The sequence below is a fragment of the Pseudodonghicola sp. genome (assembly GCF_048268305.1).
In the GTDB taxonomy this organism is placed as follows: Bacteria; Pseudomonadota; Alphaproteobacteria; order Rhodobacterales; family Rhodobacteraceae; genus Pseudodonghicola.
In genome coordinates this window covers 492,348-505,832 of sequence record NZ_JBLWVT010000001.1, presented here as the reverse complement: position 1 = coordinate 505,832, position 13,485 = coordinate 492,348, and the positions used below count along the sequence as shown (strand labels likewise).

At 67.4% G+C, this 13,485-nt stretch carries 12 protein-coding genes; 9 read left to right on the top strand and 3 right to left on the bottom strand.

Translation table 11 applies throughout. The annotated features are described in order from the left end of the window. Nucleotides 1-17: 17 nt before the first annotated feature. Together ACN0V4_RS02440 and ACN0V4_RS02435 are read right to left on the bottom strand one after the other, a co-directional pair. Nucleotides 18-1,574: a DHA2 family efflux MFS transporter permease subunit gene (locus tag ACN0V4_RS02440; RefSeq protein ID WP_417672921.1), complete on the bottom strand. Its 1,557-nt coding sequence runs from the start codon at nt 1,572-1,574 to the stop codon at nt 18-20. Beyond that, nucleotides 1,574-2,728: an HlyD family secretion protein gene (locus ACN0V4_RS02435; RefSeq protein WP_417672920.1), complete on the bottom strand. Its 1,155-nt coding sequence runs from the start codon at nt 2,726-2,728 to the stop codon at nt 1,574-1,576. The genes ACN0V4_RS02440 and ACN0V4_RS02435 overlap by 1 nt, the downstream gene beginning before the upstream one ends. A gap of 125 nt (nt 2,729-2,853) precedes the next feature. Between ACN0V4_RS02435 and ACN0V4_RS02430 the strand changes: the two genes are divergently transcribed. The 7 genes from ACN0V4_RS02430 (at nt 2,854) to argE (ending at nt 10,966) form a co-directional block, all read left to right on the top strand. After that, nucleotides 2,854-3,552 carry a TetR/AcrR family transcriptional regulator gene (locus ACN0V4_RS02430; RefSeq protein WP_417672919.1) on the top strand — a complete coding sequence of 233 codons (699 nt, stop codon included), beginning with the start codon at nt 2,854-2,856 and terminating at the stop codon, nt 3,550-3,552. A gap of 122 nt (nt 3,553-3,674) precedes the next feature. Then, on the top strand, nt 3,675-4,937 hold the full coding sequence (locus tag ACN0V4_RS02425) for a flavin-containing monooxygenase (protein WP_417672918.1): 1,263 nt from the start codon (nt 3,675-3,677) through the stop codon (nt 4,935-4,937). Between the two features lie 77 nt (nt 4,938-5,014). Next, complete coding sequence (locus ACN0V4_RS02420) at nt 5,015-5,428, top strand: RidA family protein (protein WP_417672917.1); 414 nt, start codon at nt 5,015-5,017, stop codon at nt 5,426-5,428. 9 nt (nt 5,429-5,437) lie between these two features. Then, the gene (locus ACN0V4_RS02415) at nt 5,438-6,115 is read left to right on the top strand and encodes a DUF1028 domain-containing protein (protein WP_417672916.1); all 678 of its coding nucleotides are present in this window, start codon (nt 5,438-5,440) and stop codon (nt 6,113-6,115) included. Nucleotides 6,116-6,135: 20 nt separating this feature from the next. Continuing rightward, complete coding sequence (locus ACN0V4_RS02410) at nt 6,136-8,205, top strand: NAD(P)-binding protein (protein WP_417672915.1); 2,070 nt, start codon at nt 6,136-6,138, stop codon at nt 8,203-8,205. A gap of 11 nt (nt 8,206-8,216) precedes the next feature. Then, nucleotides 8,217-9,866 carry an amidohydrolase gene (locus ACN0V4_RS02405; protein ID WP_417672914.1) on the top strand — a complete coding sequence of 550 codons (1,650 nt, stop codon included), beginning with the start codon at nt 8,217-8,219 and terminating at the stop codon, nt 9,864-9,866. Beyond that, nucleotides 9,860-10,966, top strand: coding sequence for an acetylornithine deacetylase (gene argE / locus ACN0V4_RS02400; protein ID WP_417672913.1), 1,107 nt, complete (start codon nt 9,860-9,862; stop codon nt 10,964-10,966). The genes ACN0V4_RS02405 and argE overlap by 7 nt, the downstream gene beginning before the upstream one ends. On the opposite strand, the gene ACN0V4_RS02395 is transcribed toward argE, so the two are convergent. Then, on the bottom strand, nt 10,963-12,105 hold the full coding sequence (locus ACN0V4_RS02395) for an acyl-CoA dehydrogenase family protein (RefSeq protein WP_417672912.1): 1,143 nt from the start codon (nt 12,103-12,105) through the stop codon (nt 10,963-10,965). The genes argE and ACN0V4_RS02395 overlap by 4 nt on opposite strands. A gap of 300 nt (nt 12,106-12,405) precedes the next feature. Between ACN0V4_RS02395 and ACN0V4_RS02390 the strand changes: the two genes are divergently transcribed. Beyond that, complete coding sequence (locus tag ACN0V4_RS02390; protein WP_417672911.1) at nt 12,406-12,894, top strand: HPP family protein; 489 nt, start codon at nt 12,406-12,408, stop codon at nt 12,892-12,894. After that, nucleotides 12,894-13,481: a TetR/AcrR family transcriptional regulator gene (locus ACN0V4_RS02385; protein ID WP_417672910.1), complete on the top strand. Its 588-nt coding sequence runs from the start codon at nt 12,894-12,896 to the stop codon at nt 13,479-13,481. Before ACN0V4_RS02390 ends, ACN0V4_RS02385 begins: the two co-directional genes overlap by 1 nt. Nucleotides 13,482-13,485 lie beyond the last annotated feature (4 nt).

Genomic DNA, 13,485 nt, shown 5'->3' with positions numbered 1-13,485 from the left:
AGGCCAGCGCGAGCCGGCTAATGCGCCGGCGCCTTGACCCCCTTGGGCGGCGGCTTCATCAGCAGCGCCATCACCGCGAGCCCGACGAACACCGCAGTCAGCAGCACGAAGACGTCGACAAAGGACATCACCGTCGCCTGTTCGGTCACCCGGCCGGCCATCTGCGCCAGCGCCGCCTTGCTGCCGTTCAGCCCCTGGGCGTCAAGGTTTGCCTCCATCAGAGCAAGCTGGCGCAACGCCTCGGGATTGGCCCAGTTCAGCGCCTCTCTCAACCGCTCGGCATGCAGCGCGCCGCGATCGGTCAGCACCGTGTTGATGATGGCCAACCCCACCGCGCCGCCCAGGTTGCGCGTCAGGTTGTAAAGGCCCGACGCCCCCTTCATCTTGGCCGGCGGCAGGGTGCCCAGCGCCAGGTTGTTGATCGGCACCATGCAGATCATCAGCGACATGCCCCGCAGGATCTGCGGCACCAGCAGTTCCTGGAAATCCCAGTCCGCCGTCATCCCGGTCAGCATCCAGGACGACAGGCCAAAGCAGAGAAAGCCGAAGATCAGCATCACCCGCAGGTCGATCCGCGACGCCAGAGCGCCGGCCAAGGGCGCGGTGAAGAACATCGCCAACCCGGAGACAAAGACCGTCTCGCCGATCATCAGGCTGTCATAGCCGCGGATCGAGGAGAGGTAGAGCGGATAGAGATAGGTCATCCCGTAAAGCCCGATCCCCATCACGAAGGAAAAGATCGACCCGACAGCGAAATTGGTATTGGCGAAGGCGCTGAAATCCACCACCGGATCGGTCCGGGTGAAGGCCCGCCAGAAGGTGGTGACACCGCCCACGACCATGACGACGAACAGGATCGCCACCGCCCGGTCGTCGAACCAGTCGTTCGAGGGGCCTTCCTCCAGCACGTATTCCATCGCCCCCAGGAAACAGGCCAGCGCCCCCAGCCCCAGCCAGTCGAAACGATCGAACAGCGACCAGTCGGGCTTGTCGAAATCGACCAGCGTCAGAACCCCAATCGTCACCAGAATGCCGGCGGGCACGTTGACCAGGAACAGCCAGTGCCAGGACATCGCATGAGACAGATAGCCCCCCACCGTCGGCCCCACCGTCGGCGCCAATGTCGCCACCAGGCCGATCATCGGCGAGACGACATTGCGCTTGGAGGGCGGAAAGACGGTAAAGGCCGCGGCGAAGACCGAAGGAATCATGCCGCCGCCAAGGAACCCTTGCAGCGCCCGCCACAGGATCATCTCGTTGATCGAACTGGAGGTGGCGCAGAGGAACGAGGCGGCGGTGAACCCCGCCGCCGAGGCCGCAAAGAGATAGCGGGTGGACATCATCCGGCCCAGCAGGCCCGACAACGGGATCATGATCACCTCGGCGATCAGATAGGCCGTCTGCACCCAGGAAATCTCGTCCGAAGACGCGCCCAGCCCGGCCTGGATCTCGGGCAGCGAGGCCGAGACGATCTGAATGTCCAGGATCGCCATGAACATGCCGAAGACCATGACCATGAAGGCCGCGACCCGGCGCGGGGTCACCTGCGGTTCATCGACCGGCACCGCGCTCATCACTCGGCATCCGCGAAAACGGCACCCTCCGGCGCAGTGCGCCGATCAACCTCGACCACCACCGACAGCCCGGCGCGCAGCCCCGGGGTCCCGGCCGGCAGTTCGATCCGCACCGGCACCCGCTGCACGATCTTGGTGAAATTGCCGGTGGCGTTATCTGCCGGCAGCAGCGAGAAGACCGCCCCGGTCGCCGGCGCGATCGAGATCACCTTGCCCTCGACGCTGTGACCGTCGAGCGCGTCGATGCTGACATGCGCGGTTTCCCCCGGAGCAATGCCCCTGAGCTGGGTTTCCTTGAAGTTCGCCTCGACATAAAGCCCATGATCGGGGACCACGGCGGCCAGGCGTTCGCCGGCGCTGACCAGCTCCCCCTCTTCGATGGCGATATTGGCGACGGTGCCATCGAAGGGCGCCCGCAGCACGGTCAGATCGAGATTGCGCTGCGCCTGATCGACATCGAGCTGCAGCTCGCGCCGGCTCGATTCCGTCTCGGCCCGCTGCGCCTTCAGCACCTCGACCTGCGCCTTGGCACCCTCGATCGCCGCCAGCGCCGAAATCCTGCTGGCCTGGGCGGTATCGAGCGCCTCGTTCGCGGCGTCGAGCGCGGCCTGCGACGACACCTGGCGCGCCGCCAGATCACGGGTGCGCTCGGCATTGGTGGTCGCGGTGCGCAGCGCCGCCTCGGCCGCGGTCAATTGCGCCCGGGCCTGCAGGACCGAGGTTTGGGCCGCCGCGATCTGCGCGTCGATCCGCGCCAGGGTGCGATCCAGCGTCGGCAACTTGGCCTGCGCCTGTTCCAGCGAGATCCGGTAATCGCCATCGTCGATCCGCACCAACACATCGCCCTTCTTGACATGCTGGTTGGCCTTGGCCGGAATCGCCTCGACATAGCCGGTCAGCTTCGACGAGACCAACGACAGATCAGCCTGAACATAGGCATCATCGGTGTCGATCATGAAGCGGCCTTCGGTCCACCACTTGTGGCCCTCGTAGACGCCGGCCAGAAGGGCGATCAGCGCCACCCCCAGCAGCACGCGCTTTTTCTTTCCGCCCGCCTTGCCGCCCCCCGTGCCGGGACCATCCATCGCAGGCACCTCCGGCGGCACCGGGCGGGTTTCCTCGGCGGGATTGTCGATGCGGTCGTGGCGGGACATGGTGGACCTTCGTTGATCAGGATTGCGCGAATACAAATCGAACCAATTGGTTCGAAAACAGATAGGCAGCCACTGACGCGAAGACAAGCCTTTATCGAACCGATCGGTTCGAATATATCACGGGCATGTCAAACGCCCCCTTGTCCCAGGACAGCACCCTTTCCATCGCGCCGCCCGCGGCCGAAGAGGACTGCTGCACGCTGCACCGGCGGCGCCACGCGGCGGGCGAAGATCCGAGAAAACGCGATCAGATCATCGCCGGCGCCTGGCGCGTCTTCATGGAACAGGGCTTTGACGCGGCCTCGATGAACAGCATCTGCAAGGCGGCCGGCGTCTCGAAAGGCACGCTCTACGTCTATTTCCAGGACAAGGAAGAGCTGTTCATCGAAACCATCCGGGAAAAGCGGTTGGCCCTGTTCCAGGAGCTGCGCGAAAAACTGCGCGGGCCCGGCACCCCGGCGGAACAGCTATCGGCCTATGGCGTCGGCGTGGCGAAGCTCCTGACCTCGGAAGAGGCGATCCGTGCCCAGCGGATGGTGATCGGCATGGTCGAACGGATGCCGGAACTGGGGCTGCGGTTCTATGAATTCGGCGCGCGCCGGTTTCTCGGCGATCTCTGCGCCTGGTTCGAAGCCGAAGCTCAGGCCGGCCGCCTGAAGGTCAATGATCCTCTGCTGGCCGCGCAGCAGTTCATCGAACTCTCCTCGGTCGGCTTCTGGCGCAAGCGGCTGTTCGGCCAGCAGCCCAAGCCCCCCAGCCCCGAAGAAATCAGGCGCTGCGTGCAGGAGGCGGTGCGCGTCTTCATGGCTGCCTACGGCTGCTGACGACGCGACCGGCCCGGCCTTGCTTAGGCTGATCCTAAGCAAGGCTGAAGAAGGAAATTCTTTGCCCAAAGGCGCCGCTGCGCCACGCTGCCCGATATCGACTCGAACGCCGGGGGCCAGGAATGTCAGTTGAAAAAGTCGAGGCGCTGATCGTCGGTGGCGGCCAGGCGGGTCTGGCGATGAGCCGCCATCTGGGCGCGGCGGGCGTATCGCATCTGGTGCTGGAGCGTGACCGCATCGCCGAACGCTGGCGCAGCGCGCGCTGGGAGTCGCTGGTCGCCAACGGCCCGGCCTGGCACGACCGCTTTCCCGATCTGGAGTTCTCCGACACGTCCCCCGACGGCTTTCCCGGCAAGGAAGAGGTCGCCGCCTATTTCGAAACCTATGCCGAAAAATACGACGCGCCGATCCGCTGCGGGGTCGAGGTGACCGAGGTGACCCGCAATATCGGACGCCCCGGGTTCCACGCCCTGACCGGCGCGGGAGAGGAGATCGAGGCCGATTATGTGATCGCCGCCACCGGTGCCTTCCAGACGCCGCTGATCCCGCCCTTGGTGCCGGAAGCCACCGGGCTGACCCAGATCCATTCCGCCGCCTATCGCGCCCCCGGCCAATTGCCCGAAGGGGCGGTGCTGGTGGTCGGCGCCGGCTCCTCTGGCGCGCAGATCGCGACAGAGCTGCTGGAGGCCGGGCGCAAGGTCTATCTCTCGGTCGGGCCGCACGACCGACCTCCGCGCCGCTATCGGGGGCGGGATTTCGTCTGGTGGCTCGGCGTGCTGAACAAATGGGACATGGAGGCCACCCCGGGCGTCGAACATACCACCATCGCGGTGTCCGGCGCGGCGGGCGGCCATACGGTCGATTTCCGCAAACTGGCTTCGCGCGGCATGGTCCTGCTGGGCCGAACCGAAGGATTTGACGCCGGCATGATGCGCTTTGCCCCCGATCTGGCCGCGAATATCGCCGGCGGGGACGAGAATTACCTGTCTCTCCTGCGCGAGGCCGACGCCTATGTCGCGGCCAACGGGCTCGACCTGCCGGAGGAGCCCGAGGCGCACCTGATCGGCCCCGATCCCGATTGCCTTACCCAGCCCATCCTGTCGCTCGACCTGGCCAAGGCGGGGATCACCATGATCATTTGGGCCACCGGCTTCGGCGTCGATTACAGCTGGCTTCAGGTCGACAGTTTCGACGCCAATGGCCACCCCCTCCACATCCGTGGCGTCTCGGCCGAACCGGGGGTCTATTTCCTCGGCCTGCCGTGGCAGACCCGGCGCGGCTCCTCCTTCATCTGGGGGGTCTGGTTCGATGCCAAATATCTGGCCGATCACATCTGCAAACAGCGCGCCTATCTGGCCTATCGCCCCGACAGCGCCCCCGCCTGACCCCTGCCCCTTGAGCCGACCCGCCCCCGGGGTCAGGCTTGCCCACAAGCCGCCCCACCCAACTTTCGGAGAATCCGATGGCCCATACCCGCATCCGCCCCTTCAACACCCGCGACACCTATCCCGAACAAAAGCTCGACAACGATCTCTGCCATGCGGTGGTGGCGCGCGGCACGATGGTCTTCCTCCGCGGCCAGTGTCCGCAGGATCTGGACACCTTCGCGGATATCGGCAGCTTCGATCCGGTCGAACAAACCCATAAGGTGATGCAGAACATCCAGCAGCTGCTCGAAGAGGCCGGCGGCAAGATGGAACACCTGTGCAAGGTCGTGGTCTATCTGACCGACGTGCGCCACCGCGAGGCGGTCTATCGGACCATGGGGGACTATATCAAAGGCGTACACCCGGTTTCGACCGGTGTGGTGGTGACCTGCCTTGCCCGCCCGTCCTGGCTGGTCGAGATCGACGCCACCGCCGTGATCCCGGACTGAGGCGGCGCGATGACCTTTTCCATCGTGGCGCGCTGCGCCGAAACCGGGCGCTTCGGCATGGCGATCGCCTCCTCCTCTCCGGCGGTGGCGGCGCGCTGCGCTTTTGCTCATGCCGGCGTTGGCGCGGTGGCCAGCCAGAACGTCACCAATCCGGCGCTGGGGCCGCTGACGCTGAGCCGGCTGCAGGCCGGGGACGATGCCGCCGCCGCCGTCGCCGCCGCCATCGCCACCGACCCTTTCGCCGCCTATCGTCAGGTGCTGGCAATCGACGCCAAAGGCCGGACCGCGATCCACTCCGGCGCGCAGGCCCTGGGGATATGGACCCAGGCGCAGGGGCGCGATTGTGCCGCCGGCGGCAACCTGCTGGCCAATGACGGGGTGCCGGCGGCCATGATCGCGGCCTTCGAAACCACAACAGGCGCTATCGGCGACCGGCTGATCGCCGCGATGCAGGCGGGCCTCACCCAGGGGGGAGAGGCCGGCCCGGTCCATTCCGCCGGCCTTCTGATCGTCGACGAACAGCCCTGGCCCTGGGCCGAGTTGCGGATCGACTGGCTTGACGATACCTGCCCGATCGCCGCCCTCGCCCGCGCCTGGGAGGTCTACAAACCCCAGGCCGATGATTACGTCACCCGCGCCCTCGCCCCCGCCGCCGCGCCCTCCTACGGCGTGCCGGGCGACGAATGACCCCAGCCCGAGAGCCGAAGATGCCGACCCCGCCCGCCTATGACATCCTGTTTCAACCGGCCAAGATCGGGCCGCTCACCGCGAAGAACCGCTTCTACCAGGTGCCCCATTGCAATGGCGGCGGCTATCGCGACCCCTCTGCCGCGGCCGCGATGCGCGGGATCAAGGCCGAGGGCGGCTGGGGCGTGATCTTCACCGAGCAGACCGAGATGCACCACACCTCGGAAATCACCCCGTTCATCGAGCTGCGGCTGTGGGACGATGCCGATATTCCGGCGCTCAATCGCATGTCGGAGGCGATGAAGACGCGCGGCGCGCTGGCGGGCATCCAGCTTGCCTATTCCGGCATCAACGGCCCGAACCTTTATACCAAGGAAGTGCCGCTGGCCCCTTCGGCACTGCCCATTCGCACCTTCACCAATGACCCGGTGCAGGCGCGGGCGATGGACAAGACCGACATCAGGAACCTGCGCCGCTGGTTCGTGAATGCGGCGAAGCGCTCGAAGCTGGCCGGGTTCGATCTGATCTGCCTCTACGGCGCCCATGGCTTCGGCATCTTCCAGCATTTCCTCAGCCGCGCGACGAACCAGCGCTCGGACGAATACGGCGGCTCGCTCGAGAACCGGGCGCGGTTCGTCAACGAGGTGATCGCCGACATGCGCGATGCGGTCGGCGACACCATGGGCCTGACGCTGCGGGTGAGCCTTGACGAGCATATCGGCGCGCTTGGCTTCTCGAACGCCGAGCTGCGCGAGTTCATCGAGATGAACGCCGATCTGCCCGACCTGTGGGATCTGGCGCAGGGGACGTGGGAAGATTGCTCGGGCCCGAGCCGCTTCAAGGACGAGGCGGCGCAGGAGGTGCTGGTGACCGGCATTCGCGATCTCACCACGAAGCCCGTCGTCGGCGTCGGCCGCTTCACCTCGCCCGATGTGATGGCGCGGCTGGTGCGGCAGGGCGTGCTCGATTTCATCGGCTGCGCCCGCCCCTCGATCGCCGATCCCTTCCTGCCGAAGAAGATCGAGGAGGGCCGGATCGAGGACATCCGCGAATGCATCGGCTGCAACATCTGCATCACCGGCGACATGACGATGTCGATCAGCCGCTGCACGCAGAACCCGACCTTCATGGAAGAGTGGCGCAAGGGCTGGCATCCGGAGAAGATGAACCCGAAGGGCGAAAGCACGAACGTGCTGATCGTCGGCGCGGGGCCGGCGGGGCTCGAGGCCGCGCGCGCGCTCTCCTTGCGCGGCTATGACGTGGCCTTGGCCGAAGCCGGCACCGAGCTTGGCGGCCGCGTCGCGCGCGAGCGCAAGCTGCCGGGGCTGAGCGCCTGGGGCCGGGTCGCCGATTACCGCGCCTATCAGCTTGGGCAGCGCCCGAACGTCGAAACCTATTTCGACAGTCGCCTCAGCGCGCAGGAGATCCTTGATTTCGGCTTCGAGAATGTCTGCATCGCGACCGGGGCGCATTGGCGCGCCGATGGCGTCGCGCGTCAGCATGTCGAGCCGATGCCGGCCGATCCGGCGATGCCGGTCTTCACCCCCGACGACATCATGGCGGGCCGCCTGCCCAAGGGCGAAGTCGTCGTGTTCGACGATGACCATTATTACATGGGGGGCGTGATGGCCGAACTGCTGGCCAAGGCCGGCTGCACCGTCACCCTCGTCACCCCCTCGGCCTATGTTTCGGACTGGACGCTGAACACGCTCGAACAGGGGGCGATCCATCGCCGGCTGGTCGAGAACGGCGTGACGATCACCCTCAACACCGGCATCGCGGCACTGCATGCCGGGGGCGTCGAGACCGAATGCGTCTACACCGGCGCCACCGCGCGGCTCGGCTGCGATGCGGTCGTCATGGTCGCCTCGCGGGTCTCGGACGATGCGCTTTACCACGATCTGATGGCGCGGCAGGGCGACTGGGCCGATGCGGGCATCCGCTCGGTCAAGGTGATCGGCGACGCCTGTGCGCCCGGTCCGATCGCCTGGGCGACCTATGCCGGGCATCGCTATGCGCGCGAGCTCGATCAGCCCGATATCGGTGACGCGCTGCCGTTCCGCCGTGAGGTCACGGCGCTGGCCGAATGAGAGGAGCCCCCATGCCGCAGACCATCGACATCCTGAATGCCCGCGACCTGCTGACCGGCCGACCGATGGCGCTGCGGCTGCGCGACGGGCAAATCGAATACGCCGGCGATCCCACCGACTGGCCCGCGCCCAAGGGCCAACGGATCGACGCCGCCGGCGGCTGGCTGAGCGCGGGGTTCTGCGACAGTCACCTGCACCTGTTCTGGGGTGGGGTAACGCTCAATCAGCTCAACCTTCTGGACGTGCACGACCGCGACAGCGCCGCCCGGGCGATCACCGCCTTCGCCGCCACCCGTCCCGAGGGAGAGGTGATCTGCGCCTATTCGGCCAATTACGACCTGCTCGGCCCCGGCACCCGGCCGGATCGGCGGGCGCTCGACACCCTGCTGCCCGACCGACCGCTGCTGATCAGGGCGGTGGATGGGCACGCGGCCTGGGCCAATACGGTCGCGTTGCGGCTGGCCGGGCTGATGGATCATGTGCCGGCGCTGCGCGGCGCCGAGGTGGTTCTGGACGCGGACGGGCGGCCCAATGGCGAGCTGCGCGAGGGCGCCGCGATCGAACCGGTGACCCGCCTGACCGCCAACGCCGGGCGCGAGCTTTTGGGCATAGGCGGGGTGGAACCCGAAACACCGCCCGACCCCGACCAGCGGGCCCGCGACAAGGCGACACTCGCCACCGCGATGGCCACCTGCGCCGCCTTCGGGATCACCACGGCGGTCAACATGGACGGCAACCTCTATCAGGCCGATCTGCTGACCGAGATGGCGCAGGCGGGAGAGCTGCCGATCCGCGTGGTGTTGCCGATGACCCTGGCCCCCGATCACGACGATGCCCGCATCGACAGGCTGATCGCGGCGGCCGGGCGCGCCCCCGTCGGCAAGCTCAGCTTCGGGTGGATCAAGATGTTCATGGACGGTGTCTTCGACACCTGGACCGCCTTTCGCACCGACGACTACCCGGGCCGCCCCGGGGTCCGCAGCGCGCCGCTTTTTGCACCCCCACGGTTCGCCGAAATCTGCCGCAAGGCCGATGCCGCCGGCCTGCAGATCGAGGTGCATTGCGTCGGCGACGGCGCGGTGCGCGCCACGCTCGACGGCTATGCCGCCGCCCGCGCCGCCAACGGACCGCGCGACGCGCGCCACCGGATCGAACATATCGACATGCTCCACCCCGACGATCTGGCCCGGATCAAGGCGCTTGGCGTGGTGGCCTCGATGCAGCCGGTGCACCCCCCGGGGTCGAGCGGTCTGCCGCTGGAGCCCACGATCTCGATCATGGGGCGGCACCGCTGGGCCGATACCTTTCCCTGGGCGGCGCTGGCGGCGGCCGGGGTGCCGTTGGCCTTCGGCACCGACTGGCCGACCGCGCCACTGTCACCGCTCAACGCGATCCATGCGGCCTTGTCTCGCCAACCCTGGGCGGCGGAAATGCCCGACCAGCGGCTGCCCTTCGCCGAGGTGATCGCCGCCTATACCCGTGGCGGCGCCTATCCTCTGTTCGAGGAGACGAGGCGCGGAACCCTCGCCCCTGGGCAGGCGGCGGATGTGATCCTGCTGGAGGGCGATCCCCAGGCCCTTGCCACCGCCCCCGAGGCCTGCCGCGTGGTGCTGACCCTCTGCGACGGGGTGATCCTCCATACCGAGTTGCCGCAATGCTGACCGCTGTCGAAGCTCTCCTGTCCCGCCTGATCGGCTTTGCCACCACACCGGACCGTTCGAACCGCGACCTGATCGACTGGGTGGAGGAGTTCCTGACCGGCGCCGGCTTTGCCGTCACCCGCATCGCCGCGCGGGGGGAGGACAAGGCCGGGCTGCTGGCCCGTTTCGGCGAAGGGACGGGCGGCACGCTGTTGTCGGCCCACAGCGACGTGGTGCCCGTGACGGGCCAGAGCTGGAGCAGCGATCCCTTCACCCTCACCCGACGGGGCGACCGGCTGCAGGGGCGCGGCGCCACCGATATGAAGGGGTTTCTCGCCTGCGTGCTGGCCCTGGCCGCGACCCTGCGCGAGACGCCGCCCACGACCCCGGTGATGATCGCGCTGAGCTGGGACGAGGAGATCGGCTGTCGCGGCATCCCGCAAATGATCGACCATGTGATCCCGGTGCTTGGCCGGCCAGCGCTCTGCCTCGTCGGCGAACCGACGGGAATGCGCCCAGCCATCGGCCACAAGGGCAAGGCCAGCTATCACGCGATCTGCCGGGGCGAGGCCGGGCATTCGTCGCTGGCGCCTCGCTTCGCCAATGCGCTGCATCTGGCCGCCGATCTGATCGCGGCGCTGCGCGCCGAACAGGCCCGGCTGATCGCCGAAGGGGCGCAGGATGCGGATGATGACATCCCCTGCTCCACCGTGCACGCGGGCAAGATGCAAGGCGGCGTGGCGCTGAACATCGTGCCGGACCGCGCCGAGGTGGAGTTCGAAATCCGCCATCTCGCCGCCGAGACACCCGGCGATATCCTCGCTCGCATCAAGGCCCGCCTGCCGCAGGGCATCGACATCGCCCCGACCGGCGCCTATCCGGGCCTGTCGAGCGATCCCAGGGATCCGGCGCTGGCCCGGCTGATCGCCCTCTTGCCCGACCCGACGCCCATCAAGGTCTCCTATGGGACGGAGGCCGGCTATTTCGCCGGCCTCGGCATCCCCACGCTGGTCTGCGGCCCGGGAGAGATGGAGCGTGACGGCCACCAGCCCGACGAATCCATCGCGCTGGATCAGCTCGCCCTCTGCGCCCGGGTGCTCGACCGGCTGGTGCGCGCCTAACCCGCCGCCCGGGCCAGATCGCGGGCGATCACCATGCGCTGCACATCGCTGGTGCCCTCGTAGATCTGGCAGACCCGCACATCGCGATAGATCCGCTCGACCGGGAAGTCGCGGGTATAGCCATAGCCGCCGAAGGTCTGGATCGCCGCCGAACAGACCTTTTCCGCCATCTCCGAGGCGAAGAGCTTGGCCATCGACGCCGCCTGCAAGGCGGGCAGGCCGGCGTCGCGCAGGCTGGCGGCATGCAGCACCATATGCCGCGCCGCCTCGATCTGGGTGGCCATGTCGGCCAGGCGGAAGGCGACGGCCTGATGGCCGATCAGCTTTTGCCCCATCGATTCCCGCTCCATCGCGTAGTCCCGCGCCGCCTCGAAGGCCGCGCGCGCCATGCCGACGGATTGCGAGGCGATGCCGATCCGCCCACCTTCGAGGTTCGACAGCGCGATGCGATATCCCTCGCCCTCGGCGCCCAGCAGGTTCTCGGCCGGCAGCTCCATGTCGTCGAAGGCGATCTGGGCGGTGTCCGACAGGTTCTGGCCCAGCTTCTCCTCGATCGAGGCGACACGGTAGCCCGGCGTATCGGTCGGCACGATAAAGGCGGAAATCCCCTTCTTGCCGGCATCGGGATCGGTGACCGCGAAGACGATGGCGGTGTCTGCGTTCTGACCCGAGGTGATGAACTGCTTGACCCCGTTCAGCACCCAGCCGGTATTGGTCCGCCGCGCCCGCGTCTTCAGCGCCGAGGCGTCCGAGCCGGCATGCGGTTCGGTCAGGCAGAAGGCGCCCAGCGCCTCGCCGCGCGCCATCGGGCGCAGGTATTCCTCTTTCTGCGCCTCGTTGCCATAGCGCAGGATCGGCACGCAACCGACCGAGTTGTGCACCGACATGATGGTCGAGACCGCGCCATTGCCGGCCGCGATCTCCTCCAGCGCCAGGGCATAGGAGACGTGATCGGACATCGCGCCATCCCATTCCTCCGGCACCAGCATGCCCATCAGGCCCAGCGCCCCCATCTCGGCGATCTCCTCGGCCGGGAAATGATGGGTCTTGTCCCAGTCCGCCGAATTCGGCGCCAGTTTCTCCACTGCGAACCGGCGCGCCATATCGCGCACCATCTGCTGGTCTTCGTTCAACAGCATGCCTGCCCTCCTCGCATATCGCCTCGGCCGCCGGGGCGGCCGCTCCTCCGGTAATGGCGGGCAGTCCCTGCCGCCCAAGCCATCCCGCGCCGGTCGGAGCCTAGCGGGGATCGTCCCGACTGAACAGCCGGTCGGTGCAAGACGTAACGGCCAGCCGGCGCCGCCGCCCCGGACGGTGAGGCGATGCGTCGAGCACATCTGCTCCGCCCGCGCCCAAAGCCCGGGGGCTTGAGCTCCCCTCAAAACAAATGTAACGAACAGTCCAAAATGTAATCTTCGTTACAAGCAGGCGCCTCGACCGTGAAAAAGCTGATCTCCCCCACCCTCCCCCGACCGAGTTTGAAGATGATCCTCGGGGCGGGAGCCGGCGGCTTTCTCGCCGTCGCCTGTCTCGCCCTGCTGAGCGAACACGCCTCCCTCGCCTTGCTGATGGCTCCCTTCGGGGCGAGCTGCGTTCTTCTCTTCGCCGCCCCGCAGGCGCCGCTGTCGCAACCGATCAACGTCATTGGCGGGCATGTCCTGACAAGCCTGATCGGCCTTCTGCTGCGGACGCAGCTTCCGAACACATGGTGGGCCCTGGCGCTGGCGGTCGGCCTGGCGATCGCCGCCATGGTGGCGCTGCGTGTGACCCATCCGCCGGCGGGGGCCGACCCGCTGGTGATCTTCGCCGCGCATCCCGGCTTCGACTTCCTGCTGTTCCCGGTGCTCTCCGGCACGGTGCTGCTGGTGATCATCGCCATCGCCTTCCACCGGCTGAGCGGCACCTGCTATCCGATGGAGCGGGGATAATGGTGCGCCAAATCTTCGAACGGGAGGACCTGATCCCGAAGCTCGCCGAAATCTTCCGCCAGCACGGATACGAGGGGGCGAGCATCGGGTTGATCGTCGCCGAAACCGGCGCCGGGCGCAGCAGCCTCTATCACTTCTTCCCCGGCGGCAAGGAGGAGATGGCGGCGGCGGTGCTGGACAATGTCGCGCTCTGGTTCGAGACACATATCTTTTCCCCCCTCGACACCCAGCCCGAGGCCGAGGCGATCCCGACGATGATCCGGGCGGTGACGGAGTATTTCCGCTCGGGGCAAAGGATCTGCCTGGTCGGCGCCTTCGCGCTGGATCGCACCCGCGATCTCTTTGCCGAGCGCATCGCGCAATACTTCGACCGCTGGCTGGCCAGCCTGTCGGGCTGCCTGAGGCGCGCGGGCCTGCCGGAAGACGCGGCCTTTGCCAGGGCGGCGCAGATCATCGCGGCGATACAGGGGGCGATCGTGTTGACACGGGCCACCGCCAGGGATTGCCTGTTCCACGAGATCGTCGCGCAGATCGCGGCCCCCTCGCCCCAGCTCAGCCAAGCCGATGCAAAGGACAGCCCATCATGACCCA